The organism is Sinorhizobium sp. 7-81 (genome assembly GCF_030124405.1).
Lineage (GTDB): Bacteria > Pseudomonadota > Alphaproteobacteria > Rhizobiales > Rhizobiaceae > Sinorhizobium > Sinorhizobium psoraleae.
Genome location: NZ_JASKLT010000003.1, coordinates 495484 through 515117, shown reverse-complemented (window position 1 = coordinate 515117; position 19634 = coordinate 495484). Strand labels below are relative to the sequence as shown.

Genomic DNA, 19634 nt, shown 5'->3' with positions numbered 1-19634 from the left:
GTATCTCCCGGATGAGGCGTATTTGCGCCCGAAAGGGCTGGGAAGATTTGAAAATGTTTCGGCTTTCCCACGACATTTTCTCCTTTTCGGAGTGAAAGATCTGGTCAGCCGGGTGCACGAATCTGGTAGGTCCTTGGCCTGAACTGGGGTAGTGCTCAGCGGATGAATGCGGAGTGAGCATCATGAGTGAATTCTGGCCGACCGAGCTGCGCGTATCGAAAGACCGCCACCGCCTGACTGTCGCATTCGACGACGGCGCTTCCTTCGACCTGTCGGCGGAGCTTCTGCGGGTGCTTTCGCCTTCGGCCGAGGTGCAGGGACACGGGCCGGGCCAGCGGGTCACCGTACCCGGCAAGCGCAATGTCCAGATCATTTCGGTACAGCCGACCGGCAACTATGCCGTGCGCATCGGTTTTGATGATTTCCACGACACCGGCATCTTCACCTGGAGCTATCTGCGCGAGCTGGGAGAGAAGGGTCAGGAACTCTTCGCCGCCTATGAGCAGGAGCTGGCCGAGAAGGGCATGTCGCGCGACAAATCGGAAAAGCCGCGCTGAGCGGCGTCGATGCGCTCAGTCGGCGTCTTCCTTCAGCAAGACGGCGATGATGCGCTCCATCGATTGCGCGACCGTCATGCAGTCCTCGATCGGCGAACCGGTCAGCGACTTCTCGATCAGCGCCGTCTGGATCTCCATTGCATCCTCGGTGAGCGTACGGCCGGCCGGCGTCAGCGAGAGCCGCAGCACGCGCTTGTCACGTTCGTCTCCCCGCCGTTCTATGAGGCCGCGCTTCTCCAGCTGCGGTAGCAGCATGCTCATGTTCGAGCGGCCGACGAGCAACTTGCGGGCGAGTTCCTGCTGCGTGATGCCTTCGAAGCGATAGAGATTGATCAGGATGTCGAGATGCGGCGGCTTGATGTCGAGATGGACGAGCTCCCGCGTCAACGTCTGCTGCATCAATTGGCAGGCACGGGCAACGGCGACCCAGCTTCGAAAGCGCGGATGATCCCAGGGGAAGTGATGATGTTCTGTTGTCACTTGCTTTTTGTTCATCGTTGTACAATTATGTTCAAAATTGAACATTTCAAGAGAGTTTCACTATGGCATCCTTCGGGATCAAGGTCATCCGTACCGCACTGAAGGCGGTGTCCGCCGTCTCTCCCGAGGCTGCCGGTAGGCTCGCCTTCAGAATCTTCTGTCTCACGCCGGGCCGCAAGCCGAAAAGCGGCAAGGAGGCGGCCTTGCTGAAAGCGGCGGCGCCGATCATGGAGCACTCGCGGAAGGTCACTCTGTCCTTCGCCGGCGGTTGGGTCGTTGCCCATCACTTCGCGCGGCGGGTCGACGCGGATGGACCGCGGATCCTGCTCGCGCACGGCTGGGGATCGCGCAGCGACTATCTCGCGACCTTGATCGATGGCCTGCTCGCAGCCGGGGCGGAGGTGGTCGCACTCGACTGGCCGGGCCACGGTGCCTCGCCGGGACGGTCGCTGACCATGCCTCAGGCGGTGAGGGCGATCGATGCGGCCTGGCGCCACTTCGATGGCTTCGACGTGGCGATCGGCCATTCCTTCGGTGGCGCGAGCCTCGCCTGCGCGGCTGGCGCGGTCGTGTGCGACGTGCCCGCTCGTGTGCCGGCAAAAATGGTGCTGATCGGCGCGCCAAGCGAAATGACCTGGCTCTTCAACGGCTTCGGCAAAATGATGGCTCTCGCGCCGGCGGCCCAGGCGGCTTTCGAGGGCATGGTCGAACGCCTCTCGGGACGCCGGGTCGATGCCTTTGATGCGGCCCGCATTCTCGGCATGCTGAGGAAACCGGTGCTTGTCGTCCACGCGGAGGACGACAAGGAGGTTTCCGCCACCCATGCCCGCCGCTACGGCGCGGCCGGGCCGAATGTCGAGTTGTACTGGGCGAACGGCTTCGGCCATCGCCGCATCGTTTCCGCGGATCCGGTCATCGACAGGATCAAGGCCTTCCTTAACGAAAGTAAAAAAGGTGCTCACCTGAGAAGAATCGCCTGATGCTGTCATCAGGGCGTCATGCTATCCATCGAAAGCGCGTGCAAGAGCAAGCGTCACGGAGGATGAAATGACGGTCATCAGCACGGTCGAGGAACTGAAGGCACTCTACGGCGACACGAGCGAAGCATCGGTGGTCAAGGTGACGAAGACGCTGACGGCCGAGTACCGGCAGATGATCGAGGCCTCACCCTTTGCAGCGCTTGCGACCGTCGGGCCGGAGGGGCTGGATTGCTCGCCGCGCGGCGACGATCGATGCGTCGTCCGGGTCGCCGACGAGAAGACGGTGCTGATGCCCGATTGGCGCGGCAACAACCGCGTCGATTCGCTTCTCAACATTGTCCGCGATCCGAGGGTGGCGCTGATGTTTCTCGTCCCCGGGTCGAATACGACGATGCGCATCAATGGCACGGCCGTCGTCAGCGTCGATCCGGCGCTGACCAGTTCCTTCGAGGTCGACGGCAAGCATCCTCGCAGTGTCATCGTGGTCACGATCGGGGAGGTTTATTTCCAGTGCGCGCGGGCGCTCATCCGTTCGCAGCTCTGGAACCCGGATCGCTTCGTCGATCCGGCATCGCTGCCGACGCCGGGCACGCTGCTGAAAGCCGCAAAGGCCGATTTCGACAACGAAACTTACGACCGGGAATGGGCCGGACGCGCCGCCAAGACGATGTGGTAAGCGCCGCCGATCATTCGATGGCGGCCGCAGAACGCCGCTTGCATGGTCACGGCGCCTAGCGGCGATAGATCAGCCAGTTGCGGCCGGAATCCTTGCGCATTCCTTCCTCGAAGAGAACCGTCCGGTTTCGCCCGGCATTCTTGGCCGAATAAAGAGCGATATCGGCCTTGTTGTAGAGATCGACCGGATCGTCCGCTTCGGTCGCCATGCAGACGCCGACGGAGAGGGTGATCGGACCGTAATTGACGCCGGTCCTGGAATTCTTGAAGGGCGTGCCGGCAAGCACGGTGCGGATTCTGTCGGCCGCCTGCAGGCATTCTTCCTGGGTGCAATCGCTGAGAATGATGGCGAATTCCTCGCCGCCGGTGCGCGCGACGAACGCCTCCCGCCGCAAGTTGGCGCGGATGACATTGCCGACGGTGGCAAGAATCTTGTCGCCGACCGGATGACCGAACGTGTCGTTGACCTTCTTGAAATGATCGATATCGGCGACGAGCAGGCCGGTGAAGTTGCGCGCATGTTCGCTGTTGTAGACGGCAGCCAGGGTGTCGTCGAAGGCCCGCCGGTTAGCAAGACGCGTCAGCGAATCGGTGTTGGCGATACGCTTGTATTCATCGAGTTCCTGCCGGATGACCTCCATCTCGAAGGACTTCTGGACGACGTTCTGAACGCGCTCCTTGCCCTGGTTCATCGTGTCGACGGTCGCTTCGGTCAGGATGCCGATGGCGTGGCGCAGAATGTCGGCGCTCGCGGCGCTCTTGCTGGTCATGTTGAGATAGGCTTCGTCGAGAACCTTGTTGTAGTTCTCTAGCGCATATTGCTCGTCCTTCAAGAGGTTGACGAGCTCGGTCAGCTTGGCGGCAAGCGTGTTATGCGCCCGCTCGATGCCGTTCGGATGGTGAATATGGCTGAAGTATTGAGCGCCGATCGCGTCCAGTTCTTCCTGCGTCGCCCGGCTGCCAAGCGCCGCAAGCTCCTTGGACAGTTGCGGGTTCGAGCCGAGATAGGCCTCGTAATAAAGCTCGTAGTTGCGCGGTATCGGCGCGACCCCCATCATCCGCATTGCGTGGGTGACCTGCGCTGCAATATCGGGCGTCGGCGTCTTGTTTGAGGTTGCCGTTTGCATATGCAAACCTCCTTAATTTATCCAATTCTAAATTCTGGTGATTTTTAGGGGGAAATGATTTGTGAAGTCTTAACAATTGCTTGAGTGCGTCGAGACAATTCGACCAATTTCGGTCTGATGCGCCGAGCGCCGCGATATGCCGGCGGGGATATTGCCACGGCGCCGTAAACGCGGGCCGCGGCAATCGACATCGATCAGGCAGGGCTGATCATCGTTTCCGGACGGACGACTGCGTCGAACTCTTCGTTCGTCACATAACCGCCGCCGACGGCCTCCTCGCGAAGGGTCGTGCCGTTCTTGTGCGCAGTCTTGGCGATCTTCGCGGCATTGTCGTATCCGATCTTCGGCGCCAGTGCGGTGACGAGCATCAGCGAGCGGTCGAGCGCCGCCTTGATGTTGTCTTCGCGAGCCTCGATGCCGACGACGCAATTGTCGGTGAACGAGACCGCGGCGTCAGCGAGAAGCTGTACCGACTGAAGGAAGTTGTAGGCCATCAGCGGATTGTAGACGTTGAGTTCGAAATGGCCCTGGCTGCCGGCGAAGGTCAGGGACGCATGGTTGCCGAACACCTGGACGCAGACCTGGGTCAGCGCTTCGCACTGCGTCGGGTTGACCTTGCCCGGCATGATCGAGGAGCCGGGCTCGTTCTCCGGCAATGACAGCTCGCCGAGACCGGAGCGCGGACCGGAGCCCAGCAAGCGGATGTCATTGGCGATCTTGAAGAGTGCGGCCGCGGCGGCGTTGATCGCGCCGTGGCTGAAGACCATCGAATCGTGGGCCGCGAGCGCTTCGAACTTGTTCGGCGCGGATGTGAAGGCGATGCCGGTGATCGCGGCGATCTCTTGCGCCACCTTCTCGGCGAAGCCGACCGGCGCGTTGAGGCCGGTGCCGACGGCAGTGCCGCCCTGGGCGAGCTCGCAGAGACCGGGCAGGGTCATCTCGATGCGCTTGATCGATGAGGCGACCTGCGCGGCATAGCCGGAAAACTCCTGACCAAGCGTCAGCGGCGTCGCGTCCTGCGTGTGGGTGCGACCGATCTTGATGATGTGGTCGAAGGCCTTCACCTTTTCCTCGAGCGCCTTGTGCAGGTGCTTCAGCGCCGGCAGCAGGTCGTGGATGACGCGCTCCGCACAGGCGATGTGCATGGCCGTCGGATAGGTGTCGTTCGAGGACTGGCTCATGTTCACGTGGTCGTTCGGGTGAACGGGCTTCTTCGAACCCATCACGCCGCCGAGCAGTTCGATCGCCCGGTTGGAAATGACCTCGTTCGCATTCATGTTCGACTGCGTGCCGGAACCGGTCTGCCAGACGACCAGCGGGAAATGATCATTGAGCTTGCCGTCGATGACTTCCTGCGCTGCCTTGACGATCGAATCGCCGATTGCCGGATCGAGGCGGCCGAGCGCCATGTTGGCACGTGCCGCCGCCTGCTTGACGATGCCGAGCGCCCGGACGATGGCGACGGGTTGCTTTTCCCAGCCGATTTTGAAGTTGCCGAGCGAGCGTTGCGCCTGAGCGCCCCAGTAGCGGTCGTTCGCCACTTCAATGGGGCCGAACGTATCTGTTTCGGTGCGGGTCGATGTCATCGTGATACCTGCCTTCGTCTGCGGTTCATGAAGCCGAGGCGAGAAACGTGTCTCAGCCGGTCGTTCCACCCCGGTGCCGGGCATCTCTCTGCCCCGGTCACACAAGCTTGTAAAGGGGCGGCAAGTGCATCGCAGGGCCTACAATCGTTTGAATTGTTGCACCGCGGCAATTGCTCTGCTTCCGGCTGTGTAGGCTGATCCGAGGGGTCGCGGTCGCGGGGGTTGTGACCTTTCCGTCACATTGCGCGTTTTCCTTTTGCGGGGACGACTGGGCCCCGGGAAATATCGAGACGCGCGCGAGGAGGGAAAAATGAAATGCGAATCAAATTTTTATGACGCTTCACGCATCTTCCGAGGGATGTGTTTTGGGACAGGTTTTGGCGGGTTTCGGCCGCGCGGGGGCCGGGCGTTTCCTTTTCATTCACCATCCTTTTCTATAAGTCGGGGAGCACGAGGGCGTGGCGAGAATCTGGCAGCGGCCGAATTCGGCGGCAACGCGATACGGGGATCTATGTTCTAATGAAAATTATCAAATCGGCAGCGATTGTGGCGCTCATGACCGGGTGTGCGGTTGCAACCATCGATGTGCAGCCGGCATCGGCGATCACCCTGATGGACTTCATCCGCGGCGGCAAGAAAAGAACGTCGCCGGAGCGCGCCCGACCTGCCCAGCCGCTGCCGGGCGTAGGCATGATGGTGCCGCAGCAGATCGACCCGCGAACAGCTGCCAAACCGCCGCGCGTCACCGGGCCGCGGTACTATACCTACAAGCCCGAACCGCTCCGCCGGATTGCCACGGACCGCTTGCTCGATCCTGTTGTCACCGGCTCGGTGCAGAACGGCGCCTTGCCCCCGATGCTGCGTCAGCCGCTTTCGGATGCGCGGCAGTTTCTTCCCGAAATCAACGTCCGCGCCACGGCCGATGTCGCGAAGGCGGTCGAGAACTACTATGGCGCACGGACGGACTTCGTGTGGATCGATGGCACCGGCGTCAGCGCGCGCGCCAAATCGGCACTTTCCGTACTCGCGCAAGCCGCGAAGGTGGGGCTTGATCCCCAGGACTATGCGGTTGATGTGCCGTCCGACACCTTCGATCGCGGCGACATGATCGCTCGCGAAAAGGCGCTGGTGCAGTTCGAAATAGCGATGTCCGTTGCGACCCTGACCTATGTCCAGGACACGGTGCGCGGACGCGTCGATCCGAACAAGATATCCGGTTATCACGACTTCAAGCGCAAGAGCGTCGATCTCTTCGCCTTCCTGGACAAGCTGGCGGCAAGCGATGATGTCGCGGCGTTGCTCGAGAGCCAGAATCCCAAGAGCACGCAGTTCCTGGCGTTGAAGGCGGAATTGGAACGTCTGCGCGCGGAGACCGATGCGACGCCGCGCGTGGAAATCGCTGCTGGTACGCTCCTGAAGCCCGGCCAAAGCAACCCCGAACTCGCCAATGTCATTGCCGGCATCAAGCTCAAGGCGTCGGAAACGCTGAAGACCGAACACGCCGTCGTGCTTGCCAGCTATAACGGGACCCCGGACTATACGCCCGAGCTGGTGTCAGTCGTCGAGGCCTTCCAGAAGGAGCACGGGCTGAAGGCCGATGGCGTCGTCGGCCAAGCCTCGATCCGCGTGCTGACGGGCGGCGACACAACCGCCAGCAAGATCAACAAGCTCGAGATCGCGATGGAGCAGGCGCGCTGGCTGCCGGACGGATTGGGCAGTCGCTACGTCTTCATTAACCAGCCGGCCTTCACGGCGTCCTATACGGACCAGGGTGTCGAGCAGTTCTCCATGCGCGTCGTGGTCGGTTCGAAGACGAACCAGACCTACTTCTTCCAGGACGAGATCCAGACAGTGGAAGTCAATCCCTACTGGGGCGTGCCGCAGTCGATCATCGTCAACGAGATGCTGCCGAAGCTGCGCAGCGATCCCGGCTATCTCGACCGCATGGGCTATCAGGTCGAGGTGGGTGGCCGCGTCGTCTCGTCGTCCGCCGTCAATTGGTATGCATCGACCTCCTCGATCGCAGTGCGCCAGCCGCCGAGCAGCGACAACGCGCTTGGCGAACTCAAGATTCTCTTCCCGAACGCCCATGCAATCTACATGCACGACACGCCGTCGAAGAGCTTCTTCAAGCGCGACCAGCGGGCGCTAAGCCACGGCTGCGTTCGCCTCGCCGATCCCCGCCGAATGGCGGCCGCGGTCCTCGGCGTCAGCATGGACGAAGTCGGCAAGGAGATTGCCACGGGGCACAACCGGGCTCTGCCGGTGCCTCAGAAAGTGCCGGTCTATGTTTCCTATTTCACGGCATGGCCGAACAAGGATGGCAAGGTCGAGTATTTCAACGACGTCTATGACCGGGACATGTACATGAACCGGGCATTGGAGGCGACGCGCAACACGCGACGCGCCGAAGGTTAGAAAGGGAAGGGCCGCGCGAGCGGCCCTTTTCATTTGGGCTTTCGGCCGATTACCGTCTCGACCAGATGCGGCGTCAGTTCATCGAAATGCTGGATGATACGATCGGGCGAGAGGCTTTCGATCGGCACGTCGGAATAGCCGAACGGCACGGCGATCGACGGAACGGAAGCGTTGCGGGCGACCAGGATATCGTTGAGGCTGTCGCCGACCATCACCGCTCGTCCCGCGACACCGCCGGCATTGGCGACCGTCGAGAGGAGGTGCTCGGCATGCGGCTTGCGCACGGTGAAGGTGTCGCCGCCCGAGACGGCCGCAAACCGGTCGAGCAGGCCGAGCCCTTCAAGCAGGCGCCTTGCCAGCATCTCAGGCTTGTTGGTGCAGACGGCGAGCTTAAGGCCGGCATCCTGCAGGCGGTCGAGTGCGGCGACGAGCCCCGGATAGGGAACGGATGTCCCCGGCATCGAGCCGTGGTAGAAGTCCACGAACTCCTTCATCTGCCAGACAAGATTCTCTTCGCTGAGCGCCTTGCCGCGTAGCGCAAACGTGCGCTCGATCATCGCACGGGCGCCATGACCGACGAGATGGGTCAGGTCGGCATAGGTGACGGGCTCGACGCCGGCCTGCGTGACGGCGTGATTGAGGCTGGCGACGAGGTCCGGAGCGGTGTCGACAAGTGTACCGTCGAGATCAAAGACGACAAGGGGAGGAGACACTGGGAACCTCGCGTTGGCGGAAATCGTAATGTTCGGGTAGGCGAAGTCCGCAAGAAAAGCAATGGCGCGGATCAGCGCAGCCGGCTTCTGGAATCCGGCAAGGCTCTCTTATTTTGACTTTTGTTTGCGGCGACGGGCGTGTAAGTGTCTCAGCGGAAATTGGACAGTGGCTGGCCTGCATCGGCCCTGCCATCTGCGCGATCATGAGGGAGCGAGTGGCGCATGGACGCCCGCCAAATGAAGATCAGGGCCGCCGCTGCGGCGCTTGAATATGTCGAAAATGGCATGCGGCTTGGAATCGGTACCGGTTCGACCGCCGAAGAGTTCGTCCGGTTATTGGCCGAAAAGGTTGCGTCGGGCTTTCAGATCGTCGGCGTGCCGACGTCCGAGCGCACGGCCAGGCTCTGCCTCGAGCTCGGCGTGCCGTTGAAGTCGCTCGACGAGCTGCCGGAACTGGATCTCACGATCGACGGCGCCGATGAGGTGGATGGAAAGCTTCGATTGATCAAAGGCGGGGGCGGGGCGCTGCTGCGCGAGAAAATCGTCGCCAGTGCCTCTGCGCGGATGATCGTCATTGCCGACGAATCGAAGATTGTCGACGTGCTCGGCGCCTTCAAGCTGCCGATCGAGGTAAATCCCTTCGGGCAGGTAGCGACGCGGCTGGCGATCGAGAAGGTGGCATCCCGGCTGGGATTGACTGGCGATATCGTCGTTCGTGCCTCGGGCGACGGCCCCTTCATGACCGACGGAGGACACCTCATTCTCGATGCATCTTTTGGCCGTATTCCTGATGCAGATGCGCTCGCGGCAGAGCTGAATGCCATCCCCGGGGTGGTCGAGCACGGGCTTTTCATCGGGATTGCGTCATTGGCGATCATCGCCGGTCCGGAGGGAGCGCGTACCCTGACGGCGTCCTGAGCCGATCCGACGCTTCGATGAGGCGTTGCGGACGGCGCAGAAAATAGGTTTCCGCACATATCTGCCTGGCGGCGGCAATCGGCCGGGCGACATGTGCCAACACAGGAGCATGGATAAAAATGAACAAACTCACAGGTCTTGCCCGCACGTTCGCAGCTGCTGCCGTCCTTGTTTCGGTTGCGGTTCCGGCAGTTCGCGCCCAGGACGTGTCGGAAGATCAGATCAAGGCAGCCCGCGCGACCATCGCTGCGCTTGGCGTGACCAACACTTTCGACAACATTCTGCCGCGTCTCGCCGAACGCCTGAAGAATACGCTGATTCAGTCCTCGCCCAACCACCAGGAACTGATCACCGCAACGGTCGACGAGAAGGCGCTCGCTCTTGCAGCCCGGCGTGCGGACCTGGAGCGCGAGGCCGCTACCATTTACGCCAAGACCTTCTCGGTCGAAGAACTGAACGCGATCACCGAGTTCTATGCCTCGCCCGCCGGCAAGAAGCTGCTGAACGACGGTCCGATCGCTTCCCGCGAGTTGCTGAAGGCCGCCGATATCTGGGCCGCCGGCGTTTCGCGCGACCTGACCCAGGAGGCGACCAAGTCGCTCGATACGACCATCGGCAGCGCGCCTGCGGCCGACGCCGGCACGCCGGCTCCGGCGCAGCAGTAATTGCCGCAAGGCCGGCGACAGATCGATAAAGCCCGGAGCAATCCGGGCTTTTCTTTTTTTGCGCCGCAAGACTATATCAATGGCGAAGGGTGAGGCGGGGTTCGTGCCTTCCATCCTCCAATCCGACATTTTCGACTGATACGATTTTCACACCAGGAGCTCGCCATGACCGCTTTCGACTATGACCTCTTCGTGATCGGCGGTGGTTCGGGTGGCGTCAGAAGCGGGCGGCTGGCAGCGGCACTCGGCAAGAAGGTGGCGATCGCGGAGGAGTTCCGTTACGGCGGCACTTGCGTGATCCGCGGTTGCGTACCGAAGAAGCTTTATGTCTACGCTTCGCAATATTCGGAGCACTTCGAGGACGCGGCGGGCTTCGGCTGGACCGTTGGCGAAAGCCGCTTCGACTGGGCGAAGCTGGTTGCCGCCAAGGAGCAGGAAATCACCCGTCTGGAGGGCCTCTACCGCAAGGGGCTCGCCAATGCCGGTGCCGAAATGCTCGATACCCGCGCCGAACTCGCGGGACCCAACGCGGTGCGGCTCATGGCGAGCGGCAAGACGGTGACGGCCGAGCGAATCGTGATTGCCGCCGGCGGCCATCCGAGCCCGCACGAAGCGCTTCCGGGGCACGAGCTCTGCATCAGCTCCAACGAGGCTTTCGATCTCGCCGAGCTGCCGAAATCGATCCTGATTGCCGGCGGCGGCTATATAGCTATCGAATTCGCCAACATCTTCCACGGACTGGGCGTTGAGACGACGCTGATCTATCGCGGCAAGGAAATTCTCTCGCGCTTCGATCAGGACTTGCGGCGCGGCTTGCATGCGGCGATGGAAGAGAAGGGCATTCGCATCCTTTGCGAGGATATCATCCAGTCTGTATCGACCGACGCGCAAGGCCGACGCGTCGCTGAGACGATGAAGCACGGCGAGCTTGTCGTCGACCAGGTGATGCTCGCGCTCGGCCGCGTGCCGAACACTGCGAGCCTTGGTCTCGAGAACGCGGGCGTCAAGGTCAATGAACGCGGCGCAATCATCGTCGATGCCTTCTCGCGCACGAGCGCACCGGGTATCTACGCGCTCGGCGATGTGACCGACCGCGTGCAACTGACGCCTGTGGCGATCCATGAGGCGATGTGCTTCATCGAAACGGAATACAAGAACAACCCGACTTCGCCTGATCACGATCTCATCGCGACGGCCGTCTTCTCGCAGCCGGAGATCGGCACGGTTGGCATGACGGAAGAAGATGCCGCGCGGAAATTCGATGAGCTCGAAGTCTACCGCGCCGAGTTCCGCCCGATGAAAGCCACGCTTTCGGGGCGCAACGAAAAGATGATCATGAAGCTTGTGGTCAATGCGGCCGACCGCAAGGTGGTGGGCGCGCATATCCTCGGGCACGATGCAGGCGAAATGGCGCAGTTGCTCGGAATTTCGCTGAAGGCCGGGTGTAGCAAGGACGACTTCGACCGCACGATGGCCGTCCACCCGACGGCGTCCGAAGAACTGGTGACCATGTATCAGCCATCCTACCGGGTCAGAAAGGGCGAAAGGGTCGCTTGAGCCGCTTGAAGGCGGCAAAGCGGCCGCCGATGTTTTCTGGTAGAATGGCTTTCCAAGCCCCATGTTAACGTTTATAAGCCGCAGCCGCGAAGTCATCGGCTCGGGGCGGGCGCGACGGCTTGGATCATCGAAATCCGAATACCGGGCGGTTTGAATGCCGCCGGCGCGACGTGCGCGGGCCCCCGCGTCAGACAACAGGTGATGGAAATGGCACAGACTTGGACTCCGAACAGCTGGCGGCAGAAACCCATTCAGCAGGTGCCGGATTATCCGGAACTCGCAGCGCTCGAGGCAGTGGAAGCACGCCTGGCGAAATATCCGCCGCTGGTCTTTGCCGGCGAGGCGCGGCGTCTGAAGACTGCTCTTGCCAATGTCGCCGAGGGCCGCGGTTTCCTGCTTCAGGGCGGCGACTGCGCGGAAAGCTTCGCCGAGCACGGCGCAGACACCATCCGCGACTTCTTCCGCGCCTTCCTGCAGATGGCCGTCGTTCTGACCTTTGGCGCACAGCAGCCGGTCGTCAAGGTTGGCCGCATCGCCGGCCAGTTCGCCAAGCCGCGCTCCTCGGGCGTCGAGAAGCAGGGTGACGTGACGCTGCCGAGCTACCGCGGCGACATCATCAACGGCATCGAGTTCACGGAAGAGGCCCGCGTGCCCAATCCGGAGCGGCAGATCATGGCTTACCGCCAGTCCGCCGCGACGCTGAACCTGCTGCGCGCCTTCGCAATGGGCGGCTACGCCAACCTCGAAAACGTGCATCAATGGATGCTGGGCTTCGTCAAGGACAGCCCGCAGGCAGAGCGTTACCGCAAGCTCGCCGACCGGATCTCCGAGACGATGGATTTCATGAAGGCGATCGGCATCACCTCGGAAAACCATCCGAGCCTGCGCGAGACCGATTTCTTCACCAGCCACGAGGCGCTGCTGCTCGGCTACGAGCAGGCGCTTACCCGCGTCGACTCGACGTCCGGCGACTGGTATGCGACCTCGGGCCACATGATCTGGATCGGCGACCGCACGCGTCAGGCCGACCATGCCCATGTCGAATATTGCCGTGGCATCAAGAACCCGCTCGGCCTCAAATGCGGCCCGTCGTTGACCGCCGACGGCCTGCTGGAACTGATCGACCTGCTCAATCCGGCAAACGAGGCAGGCCGCTTGACGCTGATCTGCCGTTTCGGTCACGACAAGGTGGCCGAGCATCTGCCGCGCCTCATCCGCGCCGTCGAGCGCGAGGGCAAGAAGGTCGTGTGGTCCTGCGATCCGATGCACGGCAACACGATCACGCTCAACAACTACAAGACCCGGCCCTTCGAGCGGATCCTGTCGGAAGTCGAAAGCTTCTTCCAGATTCACCGTGCGGAAGGCACGCATCCGGGCGGCATCCACATCGAGATGACCGGCAACGATGTCACCGAATGCACCGGCGGCGCACGTGCGCTTTCCGGCGACGATCTTGCCGACCGCTACCACACCCATTGCGATCCGCGCCTGAACGCGGATCAGGCTCTTGAACTTGCCTTCCTGCTCGCCGAGCGCATGAAGGGTGGCCGCGACGAGAAGAAAATGGTCGTCAACGGCTGACCGAAGAGTGTAGTGCTACGGCATGTGTCCTTAAATCGAGTGGATTTAAGGACAAGAACATGCAGAGAATCAAAGTGCCACAGCGACCTTGGTGCGCCTGAAAAGACGCACGGCGCTGTGGTTCAAAATTTCTGAACGACCGGCGCGTCATCTGAATTTGACAGAGCCGGGCCAGCCGATAAAGCTGGCCCGGCTTTTGTTCGACTTGGAAAATGGGGACGGGGACGGAATGGAAACTCATGAAGGCGGCTGCCTTTGCGGCGCTGTGCGGTTCAAGACGCGCGGGAAGCTCAGAGAGATCATCTTCTGCCATTGCTCGCAGTGCAGGAAACAGACAGGCCTCTATTACGCCGCCACGAATGTGCAGAACAGCGACATCGACGTCGAAGGGGCGGACAATGTCACCTGGTATCGTTCGAGCCCGGAGGCGCAGCGCGGCTTTTGTCGGTCCTGCGGATCGGCGCTTTTCTGGAAAGCCGATGGACTCGACTATACGTCGATCCTTGCAGGCACATTCGAGACGCCGACGCGGCTCGAACCCGGCTATCATATCTACTGCGCGGACAAGGGCGATTATTACGAAATCGACGACCGCTTGCCGCAGTTTGCCCAAGGGCGCGGTTGACGGGACCAGCCTATGGAGCCAGTTCCGTGGTCGCCCGCTCGAAAGCGCTCGCCAACGCTTCGAACTTGACGGCCTGCCAGAAGACATACTCATCGATCAATTGTTCGCTCAGCCAGAACCGGCCGCGCGTGCCGTCATCGGGCCGGCCGATAAAGCCGGACTTTTCTGCGTTTGAAAACAGCCGGCGAACATGGGTGTTCGATATCAGGTAATGCTCGGCGAGCGTCGCCAGATTGACGTTGATCCAAACTTTTCCGTCGACCGGAACAAGGCTTGACGGGCGCGCCATCAGGTCATCGAGCAGTATGCCGCCAGACTCCGACCAGACGAAGATGGCAACCCCCTGTGGAGGCTGCGTCCATTTCCTGTCAGCGAGGAGGCGCCGGGCCGCAAGCGGCTGAGTACGTTCAAAAATGGCCATATCGGCCTCTATGCGTTCCACCCTGGTTCCGCCGTCCAGCAGGTCGAGCGTCGTCATCTGGCTCTTGAACCAGAGCTGCATTGCATGCTGGCTGATTTCCGTCGGCTCAAGCGGGCGCGTCCTCCTCGTCCGCCCGCCGGTGGTCGGGCGGAGCATTTTATAGGCGACCAATTCGGCAAGAAAGGCTGTCGCGGTGTTGCGGCTGGCACCGTCGGTATCGCGCATCAGCTTCAGCAAGCGTGCCGCCGTGACGCCAGATTCGGGATTGTTGCGGTCGCGTTCGAGGTGGAGCGCATAGGCCGCGTGGGTCAGCATCCACTTCTGGTGGGCCGCCACCATGCGTGCGACGCGGGGGAAGAGGTCATTCACCGCTATCAGGTTGCGTGCACCGACCTGCAGGACCGACCGAAATTCCGGGTTCTGCAGCAATGCCTCCACCGTGAAACCGGGTGGGCTCTTTTGCTCGACGCTTTCCTTCCCCGCAACCTGCTGCATCTGCACGCATGTCCCCAAGGGCGCTGCATCGGAACATGGCAATCGACGCGTGTTCCGGGGCAACACACAGCTCGCTCTGGTCGTTCACTAGCATTCCTACCTTGCGCCGAACGTGCAAGTCCGTTGTTTTGTTCAGACGAAATTTCCGCACGCCACGCGCGCAGTGACGGCAGTTTGCCGATCGACTGGCTGAACACGCGTCACGTTCACGCCGGCCATGTCATCGCGGCCAGTCGCTGCCAATGCCTGTCATTGGACCAGAACCGGTCGCTGGCACTTGACGCCGGTGACGCGCACGTCGGCCTCGCCGACACGGACGCCGACCAATAGCAGCAGGTTGTAAAGCAGCTCATCGACCGGTGCGGTGACGGAGCCCAGCGTCTGCGCCAGTGCCTGCTGCAGCAATGCCGGCGTTGCCAGCGACAGAGGCCCCACATGGATCTCGGCGTTCAGGTTGTTGAGCAGGGTTTTGGTGGTCGAGGTGAGAATATCCTTCGTCGATACGCTCTTGATCGTCCGCGACGCGACTTCGTTCGGGCTGAAGCTCAGGCGCGACGCCTGAAGGTTCTTGGATTCGACATGGGCGATTGCGTCAATCTTGAGGACGGTCGCATCCACGAGACGCGCAGGCGTCACCCTCGCATCGGAAGAGAAGCTCGCCAGGACAGTGGGGTCGACGTCGCCGATGGCGATTTCGGCGATGCCGGGCACTGCATCGACGACAACAGCCGCGTTCTCCGGCGTTCGGCCGTAACAGCGAATGTCCGACAGCTTCGCTTCCGCATGGGCAAGCTCCACATAGATCGGCAGCCGGATGCGGATTCCGGCGAGGGCTGCGAGACCATCGACCCCGATCTCGACGGCAAGGCGCGTCTGTGCCGTGCGCACGGCGGCTCCGGGGGCGCCCAGGCGGTGGCTCGGGGTTTCCACCGGCGGTTCGCCGATCGCTAGCTTGACCTTCGCCGACGCGATACCCGGAAGACCGGCAACGGCATCCAGGGCAACCTGTCGGTCGCCAGTGGCGATCGCTGCGGCCGCGGAAACGAGCTGCAAGGCGCTGACCTTCATCGCCCAATCCGATCCGGCATCGACGCTCAGGCTCTTCTTCGGGTCTATATTGAGGACCTGGGCCAGCGTGAAGCTCTGTTTGTTGTCGGGGGCGGCGAGTTCGATCGTTTTCAGAGCGGAGGTAACGGAGCCGGACAGACCCTGCACAAGTCTCATCGACGCGAGCAATTGCGGCATCGTCAAATCGGCCGTCAGCACATCCTCGTAGGATGCAGCGGTCAGGTTCAGGCGGGTGGCGATTACCTTCAGGAAAGGCTGGACGTCGATATCGGCATCGATCAGAGCTTCGTAGTCCATCACCTTGAGCGAGACGGTGGTGCCAAGCATCTGTCCGAGAACGGCGTTCAGCAAGCCGCTATTGAGGCTGGCAAGTCGGGACCCCACGGAAAAGGCCGCGACCTTGGAGCTGGCAGCGGTACCCGTGACGCTCAGATCCGGCGGGCCGCTGAACATCGCGGCGAGGTAGAGGTCTCCCTTCTTTTCGAGCGTGACCTGGACCGCGTCGGTCGGGACCGCGTCCTTGATGAAGCGTTGGGCCGCAGCGATTGCGGGATCGGGGACATACCGGCCGCGTATGATAGTCGCCACGCCCTTGGCCGCAGTCTCAACGTCGTTCGGCAGCACCTTGCCGTCGACCGTCATCAGGCCCGCGGATGTCGATACGGCGTAGTCGAGGCCGTTGTTCTTGAAGTGGGCCAGCACCGCGTCATCCGCCGAACCGACATTGGCGGCGGCGGCGATTGCCGCGAGGTCGGCCACGGATTGCATCTCCTGCTTTTGCAGCGTGAGATAACCGTAATCGACGCCAAGTGCCATGGACGTGATGACGAGCGGCATCACCAAAGCGGCCGAAATGCCGACGTTAGCGTTTCTGGCTTTCATGAAGTGGCGCATCTGCGCTGTCCCGATCGCCATTTCAGATGCCTCCCACGCGTATTGTCGCGTAACGCTCGATCTGCTCGCCCGGCAGCGCAAAGGTGAAAAGACTCCAGATGGGGAGGTCACTCGCATCGTATTTGATCGTGACGGTGAATTGGTTGGCGTTGTTTTCGTCGTCGCGGACCGTCACGTTCATCTGCGAGGACTTGATGAACGTCTGGTTCATCGTTGTCGTGCGAATGTAATCGATCGCGAGCTGTTCCCGTTCCTCCTCCGAGAGGCCGGCGATCGCCGTGCGTGCGGCATCCGCGGCGATCTGCTGAATCGAATGCGCTGCACTCAGATAAATCCCGTAGGCAATCAGGGTCAGCACACACATGAAAAAGAGCGGTGCTATCACCGCAAATTCTATCGCGGCAGCGCCGTCGCCACGGCCGAATAGGCGCTTGAGAACCGACATACCAGCAGCATCTCCCCAGTTGCGTACCTTCAATCTCCCTGCATTTTCAGGTTGCGCGTCAAACGTTAATAATTCTTAACTCCCATAAGTTGTACATCTCTCCGATGGTTCATGGAGAGTTTAAATTTTACGTTGAATTAGAAATAATGCATGTTGATGCGATGCGCCGCGGGCAGGCCGCTCCGCGGAGGAACGCTAGTTGTCGGTCCATTTCCGCTGCGAACGGCAACGCTTGGACTGCGCTATCCGGTGACTGAGTTTGGCAAGGTCGAAACGCGGTGCGGCGATCTCGCGAAGCAGCACGTCATTGACTTGTGGTGAAGCGCGATCAATTCGACCTCGGTCGCGAGAATGGCGACCGGCGAAAGCGTGAGAGGCTTCGTCAGCGGCCGAGGGAGATTGCGCCTCGGCCGTCGAGATCTCAGGAGCCCACGGGGAAGAGTTCGGCGTGGGACTTGAAGAAGCGTTCGGTGCTGTACCGCTTGCCGAACATCATGTCGTGCTGGAGGAAGCGGTAATCGCGCAAGGACGCGGGTATCTTCGGCTGCCGCGACCACTCCGCAATGTCCTTGCCGTTCTTGCGAACCACCATATAGCGGTCGAGGATGCGGTACTGGTCGTAAACCTTGCCGAGGAAGCCGGTGTAATAGGGGTGCTCGTAGCCGGCCTGCTTGAGGATCTGATAGGAAAGGAAGGCCGGGCTGATCGTTCCGATGTTCTTCTTCGGGCCAGTCTTGTTCGACCAGACGACGAGCGGCGTTTCATGCTGCGCCTTCATCTGCTCCTTCGTACCCTTGCGCGACGCCGTCACGTCGTTCATGTAGCCGGTATTGGTGTAGACGGTGTTGAGCGGCGGCAGATGATCGCCGAAGAGCACGATGATCGTCTCGCGGTCGCGGTTCTTCGCCCAGTCCATCAGCATTTTCAGGCTGTCGTCCGCTTCCTTGATGCCCTGCGCATAGGTAGCGAGCACCTGGCGGTCACTTTCGGGGAGATTGCCTTCGACCTTGATCGTGTTCTTCGCATAGCGGTTCGGCTCATAGGGGCCATGGCCCTGCAGGGTCACCGTAAAGAAGAAGAAGGGGTCCTCCATGGCATCCGCCTGGCGAATGATTTCCTTCGTCAGCGCGTCATCCGAAGCAAAGATGCCGCGCTTCTGCATCACCGGCAGGTTCTCTTCCGACCGGAACGTGTCGAAGCCGAAGGCCTTGTAGACGGCGGTGCGGTTCCAAAACCAGCCCTGGAAGGGGTGGATGGCGCGCGAGACATAGCCTTCGCTGCGGAAGAAGGTCGCCAGCGAGGGGATCGGGTTGCGGATATATTGCTGGTAGGGAATGCTGCCATAGGGCAGGAACGCATTTGAAAAGCCGGTCAGCGCCTCGAATTCGACATTGGCGGTCATGCCGCCGAACTCCGGCGAGAAGACGTTGCCCACCTGCATCTCGCGGACCGTCGGCATCGGGTCGGGCGAAAGCTTCACATTTGGAAGACGGGTCGGATCCCAGAAGGATTCGCTCATGAGCACGATCACGTCCGGCTTTCCGCGATGCGTCGTTCCGGCAGGGGTCGGCTTGACCGGAATGCGGTCGATCGCATCGGCCATATAGCCCGCAGGCGCGTTGACATTGGCCATCGGCAGGTTGATCGCGAAGGCAAGCGCAAAGCCGTTGTGGCGATAGTTCTCGGTCTGGTCCCACATGATGGGAATGACCCTCAGCCGGTCGCGGATCCACGAGAACTGGTTGTAATCCATGATCTGCCAGAAGGCGACGAGCAGGGGCAGGGCGAAGGCGGCGCGAACGATACGCTCCTTGCGCGTCAGCTTGGGGAAGTTCCGCCACGCATAGCGCAGGAGCAGGCCGATAACGGCGACCATGGCGATCAGCCCCAAGACGACGCCAATGGCGGTCCACGGCCGGTCTTTAACGAGAACCGGCATCAGCTCCATGATTTGCCGGCCGAAGAGAAAATCGGTCGGATAAAGCGGATCGGAGAGGAAGACTTGCTTCTGTTGGCAGACAAAGGCCGGAAGAACGGCGAGCGGCACGACCAACAGGCCCGCCTTGTGCTCGCGGCCGAACAGCGCATCGATTGCAAGCAGAACGAGGAAGAATGCCGCAACTGTCGTCCAGGCCGGACGCATGGGATCGATGAAATAGGCGACGGTATCGGCAAAGGATTGGCGCACGATCAGCTCGATTGCGAACACAAGCGCTGCAGCAATGAAAAGAGAGAGGAACGCGCTGCGCGTGCCGGCCAGTGTCTTGGCGCTTCTGACGGAGGAGCCAGACCTATCGACATAGGCCTGGGAGCGTCTCGCGGCGGCGGAATCGATACTGGCCAAGAGCTTCTCCAATTTTATAAATCTTTCGTCTAACTGTCATACGACTGTCATCTTGAACGGGGGATGAATGGTTAAACCAGCTTGG

General features: G+C 61.3%; 16 protein-coding genes and 1 pseudogene. 9 read left to right on the top strand and 8 right to left on the bottom strand.

From position 1 onward, the window contains the following. Positions 1-182 precede the first annotated feature (182 nt). The gene (locus tag QN224_RS15010) at positions 183-557 is read left to right on the top strand and encodes a gamma-butyrobetaine hydroxylase-like domain-containing protein (RefSeq protein ID WP_173513181.1); all 375 of its coding nucleotides are present in this window, start codon (positions 183-185) and stop codon (positions 555-557) included. Positions 558-572: 15 nt separating this feature from the next. On the opposite strand, the gene QN224_RS15005 is transcribed toward QN224_RS15010, so the two are convergent. After that, positions 573-1052 carry a MarR family winged helix-turn-helix transcriptional regulator gene (locus tag QN224_RS15005; RefSeq protein WP_173513182.1) on the bottom strand — a complete coding sequence of 160 codons (480 nt, stop codon included), beginning with the start codon at positions 1050-1052 and terminating at the stop codon, positions 573-575. A gap of 47 nt (positions 1053-1099) precedes the next feature. On the opposite strand from QN224_RS15005, the gene QN224_RS15000 reads away from it, so the two are divergent. Further along, positions 1100-2017, top strand: a complete 918-nt coding sequence (locus QN224_RS15000; RefSeq protein WP_283977339.1) for an alpha/beta fold hydrolase — start codon at positions 1100-1102, stop codon at positions 2015-2017. A gap of 67 nt (positions 2018-2084) precedes the next feature. Further along, positions 2085-2693, top strand: a complete 609-nt coding sequence (locus tag QN224_RS14995) for a pyridoxamine 5'-phosphate oxidase family protein (RefSeq protein ID WP_283977338.1) — start codon at positions 2085-2087, stop codon at positions 2691-2693. Positions 2694-2748: 55 nt separating this feature from the next. Here QN224_RS14995 and QN224_RS14990 read toward each other — a convergent pair whose 3' ends face one another. After that, positions 2749-3819, bottom strand: a complete 1071-nt coding sequence (locus tag QN224_RS14990) for a GGDEF domain-containing protein (RefSeq protein ID WP_283977337.1) — start codon at positions 3817-3819, stop codon at positions 2749-2751. A gap of 194 nt (positions 3820-4013) precedes the next feature. After that, positions 4014-5434, bottom strand: a pseudogene (fumC, locus tag QN224_RS14985) (class II fumarate hydratase). A gap of 490 nt (positions 5435-5924) precedes the next feature. On the opposite strand from fumC, the gene QN224_RS14980 reads away from it, so the two are divergent. Then, the gene (locus QN224_RS14980; RefSeq protein ID WP_283977335.1) at positions 5925-7823 is read left to right on the top strand and encodes a murein L,D-transpeptidase; all 1899 of its coding nucleotides are present in this window, start codon (positions 5925-5927) and stop codon (positions 7821-7823) included. 29 nt (positions 7824-7852) lie between these two features. On the opposite strand, the gene QN224_RS14975 is transcribed toward QN224_RS14980, so the two are convergent. Further along, positions 7853-8536 carry an HAD family hydrolase gene (locus QN224_RS14975; RefSeq protein ID WP_283977334.1) on the bottom strand — a complete coding sequence of 228 codons (684 nt, stop codon included), beginning with the start codon at positions 8534-8536 and terminating at the stop codon, positions 7853-7855. Between the two features lie 222 nt (positions 8537-8758). Here QN224_RS14975 and rpiA point away from each other — a divergent pair, with 222 nt between their 5' ends. The 5 genes from rpiA to QN224_RS14950 all read left to right on the top strand — a co-directional run bounded on the left by rpiA (position 8759) and on the right by QN224_RS14950 (position 13882). Further along, positions 8759-9454, top strand: coding sequence for a ribose-5-phosphate isomerase RpiA (gene rpiA, locus QN224_RS14970; RefSeq protein WP_283977333.1), 696 nt, complete (start codon positions 8759-8761; stop codon positions 9452-9454). Positions 9455-9573: 119 nt separating this feature from the next. After that, positions 9574-10119, top strand: coding sequence for a DUF2059 domain-containing protein (locus tag QN224_RS14965; protein WP_283977332.1), 546 nt, complete (start codon positions 9574-9576; stop codon positions 10117-10119). A gap of 165 nt (positions 10120-10284) precedes the next feature. After that, the gene (gene gor, locus QN224_RS14960; RefSeq protein WP_283977331.1) at positions 10285-11676 is read left to right on the top strand and encodes a glutathione-disulfide reductase; all 1392 of its coding nucleotides are present in this window, start codon (positions 10285-10287) and stop codon (positions 11674-11676) included. Between the two features lie 207 nt (positions 11677-11883). Next, positions 11884-13257 carry a class II 3-deoxy-7-phosphoheptulonate synthase gene (locus QN224_RS14955; protein ID WP_173513192.1) on the top strand — a complete coding sequence of 458 codons (1374 nt, stop codon included), beginning with the start codon at positions 11884-11886 and terminating at the stop codon, positions 13255-13257. A gap of 229 nt (positions 13258-13486) precedes the next feature. Continuing rightward, the gene (locus tag QN224_RS14950; protein ID WP_173513193.1) at positions 13487-13882 is read left to right on the top strand and encodes a GFA family protein; all 396 of its coding nucleotides are present in this window, start codon (positions 13487-13489) and stop codon (positions 13880-13882) included. Positions 13883-13892: 10 nt separating this feature from the next. On the opposite strand, the gene QN224_RS14945 is transcribed toward QN224_RS14950, so the two are convergent. From QN224_RS14945 to QN224_RS14930, 4 genes are all read right to left on the bottom strand, one after another. Next, complete coding sequence (locus QN224_RS14945; RefSeq protein WP_283977330.1) at positions 13893-14798, bottom strand: hypothetical protein; 906 nt, start codon at positions 14796-14798, stop codon at positions 13893-13895. Between the two features lie 249 nt (positions 14799-15047). Then, positions 15048-16781 (bottom strand): pilus assembly protein TadG-related protein, encoded by a 1734-nt coding sequence (locus QN224_RS14940; RefSeq protein ID WP_283977329.1) that lies wholly within the window; start codon positions 16779-16781, stop codon positions 15048-15050. A gap of 1 nt (position 16782) precedes the next feature. Further along, positions 16783-17205 carry a pilus assembly protein gene (locus tag QN224_RS14935; RefSeq protein WP_283977328.1) on the bottom strand — a complete coding sequence of 141 codons (423 nt, stop codon included), beginning with the start codon at positions 17203-17205 and terminating at the stop codon, positions 16783-16785. Positions 17206-17626: 421 nt separating this feature from the next. Continuing rightward, positions 17627-19549 (bottom strand): LTA synthase family protein, encoded by a 1923-nt coding sequence (locus QN224_RS14930; protein ID WP_283977327.1) that lies wholly within the window; start codon positions 19547-19549, stop codon positions 17627-17629. Positions 19550-19634: the final 85 nt, after the last annotated feature.

Bases quoted from the DNA above. Each gene is read 5' to 3' on its own strand.
- QN224_RS14980 (WP_283977335.1), top strand. From the start codon at position 5,925: ATGAAAATTATCAAATCGGCAGCGATTGTGGCGCTCATGACCGGGTGT.
- QN224_RS14955 (WP_173513192.1), top strand. From the start codon at position 11,884: ATGGCACAGACTTGGACTCCGAACAGCTGGCGGCAGAAACCCATTCAG.
- QN224_RS14940 (WP_283977329.1), bottom strand. From the start codon at position 16,781: ATGGCGATCGGGACAGCGCAGATGCGCCACTTCATGAAAGCCAGAAAC.
- gor (WP_283977331.1), top strand. From the start codon at position 10,285: ATGACCGCTTTCGACTATGACCTCTTCGTGATCGGCGGTGGTTCGGGT.
- QN224_RS14950 (WP_173513193.1), top strand. From the start codon at position 13,487: ATGGAAACTCATGAAGGCGGCTGCCTTTGCGGCGCTGTGCGGTTCAAG.
- QN224_RS14995 (WP_283977338.1), top strand. From the start codon at position 2,085: ATGACGGTCATCAGCACGGTCGAGGAACTGAAGGCACTCTACGGCGAC.
- QN224_RS15010 (WP_173513181.1), top strand. From the start codon at position 183: ATGAGTGAATTCTGGCCGACCGAGCTGCGCGTATCGAAAGACCGCCAC.
- QN224_RS14965 (WP_283977332.1), top strand. From the start codon at position 9,574: ATGAACAAACTCACAGGTCTTGCCCGCACGTTCGCAGCTGCTGCCGTC.
- rpiA (WP_283977333.1), top strand. From the start codon at position 8,759: ATGGACGCCCGCCAAATGAAGATCAGGGCCGCCGCTGCGGCGCTTGAA.
- QN224_RS14990 (WP_283977337.1), bottom strand. From the start codon at position 3,819: ATGCAAACGGCAACCTCAAACAAGACGCCGACGCCCGATATTGCAGCG.
- QN224_RS15005 (WP_173513182.1), bottom strand. From the start codon at position 1,052: ATGAACAAAAAGCAAGTGACAACAGAACATCATCACTTCCCCTGGGAT.
- QN224_RS15000 (WP_283977339.1), top strand. From the start codon at position 1,100: ATGGCATCCTTCGGGATCAAGGTCATCCGTACCGCACTGAAGGCGGTG.
- QN224_RS14945 (WP_283977330.1), bottom strand. From the start codon at position 14,798: ATGCAGCAGGTTGCGGGGAAGGAAAGCGTCGAGCAAAAGAGCCCACCC.
- QN224_RS14935 (WP_283977328.1), bottom strand. From the start codon at position 17,205: ATGTCGGTTCTCAAGCGCCTATTCGGCCGTGGCGACGGCGCTGCCGCG.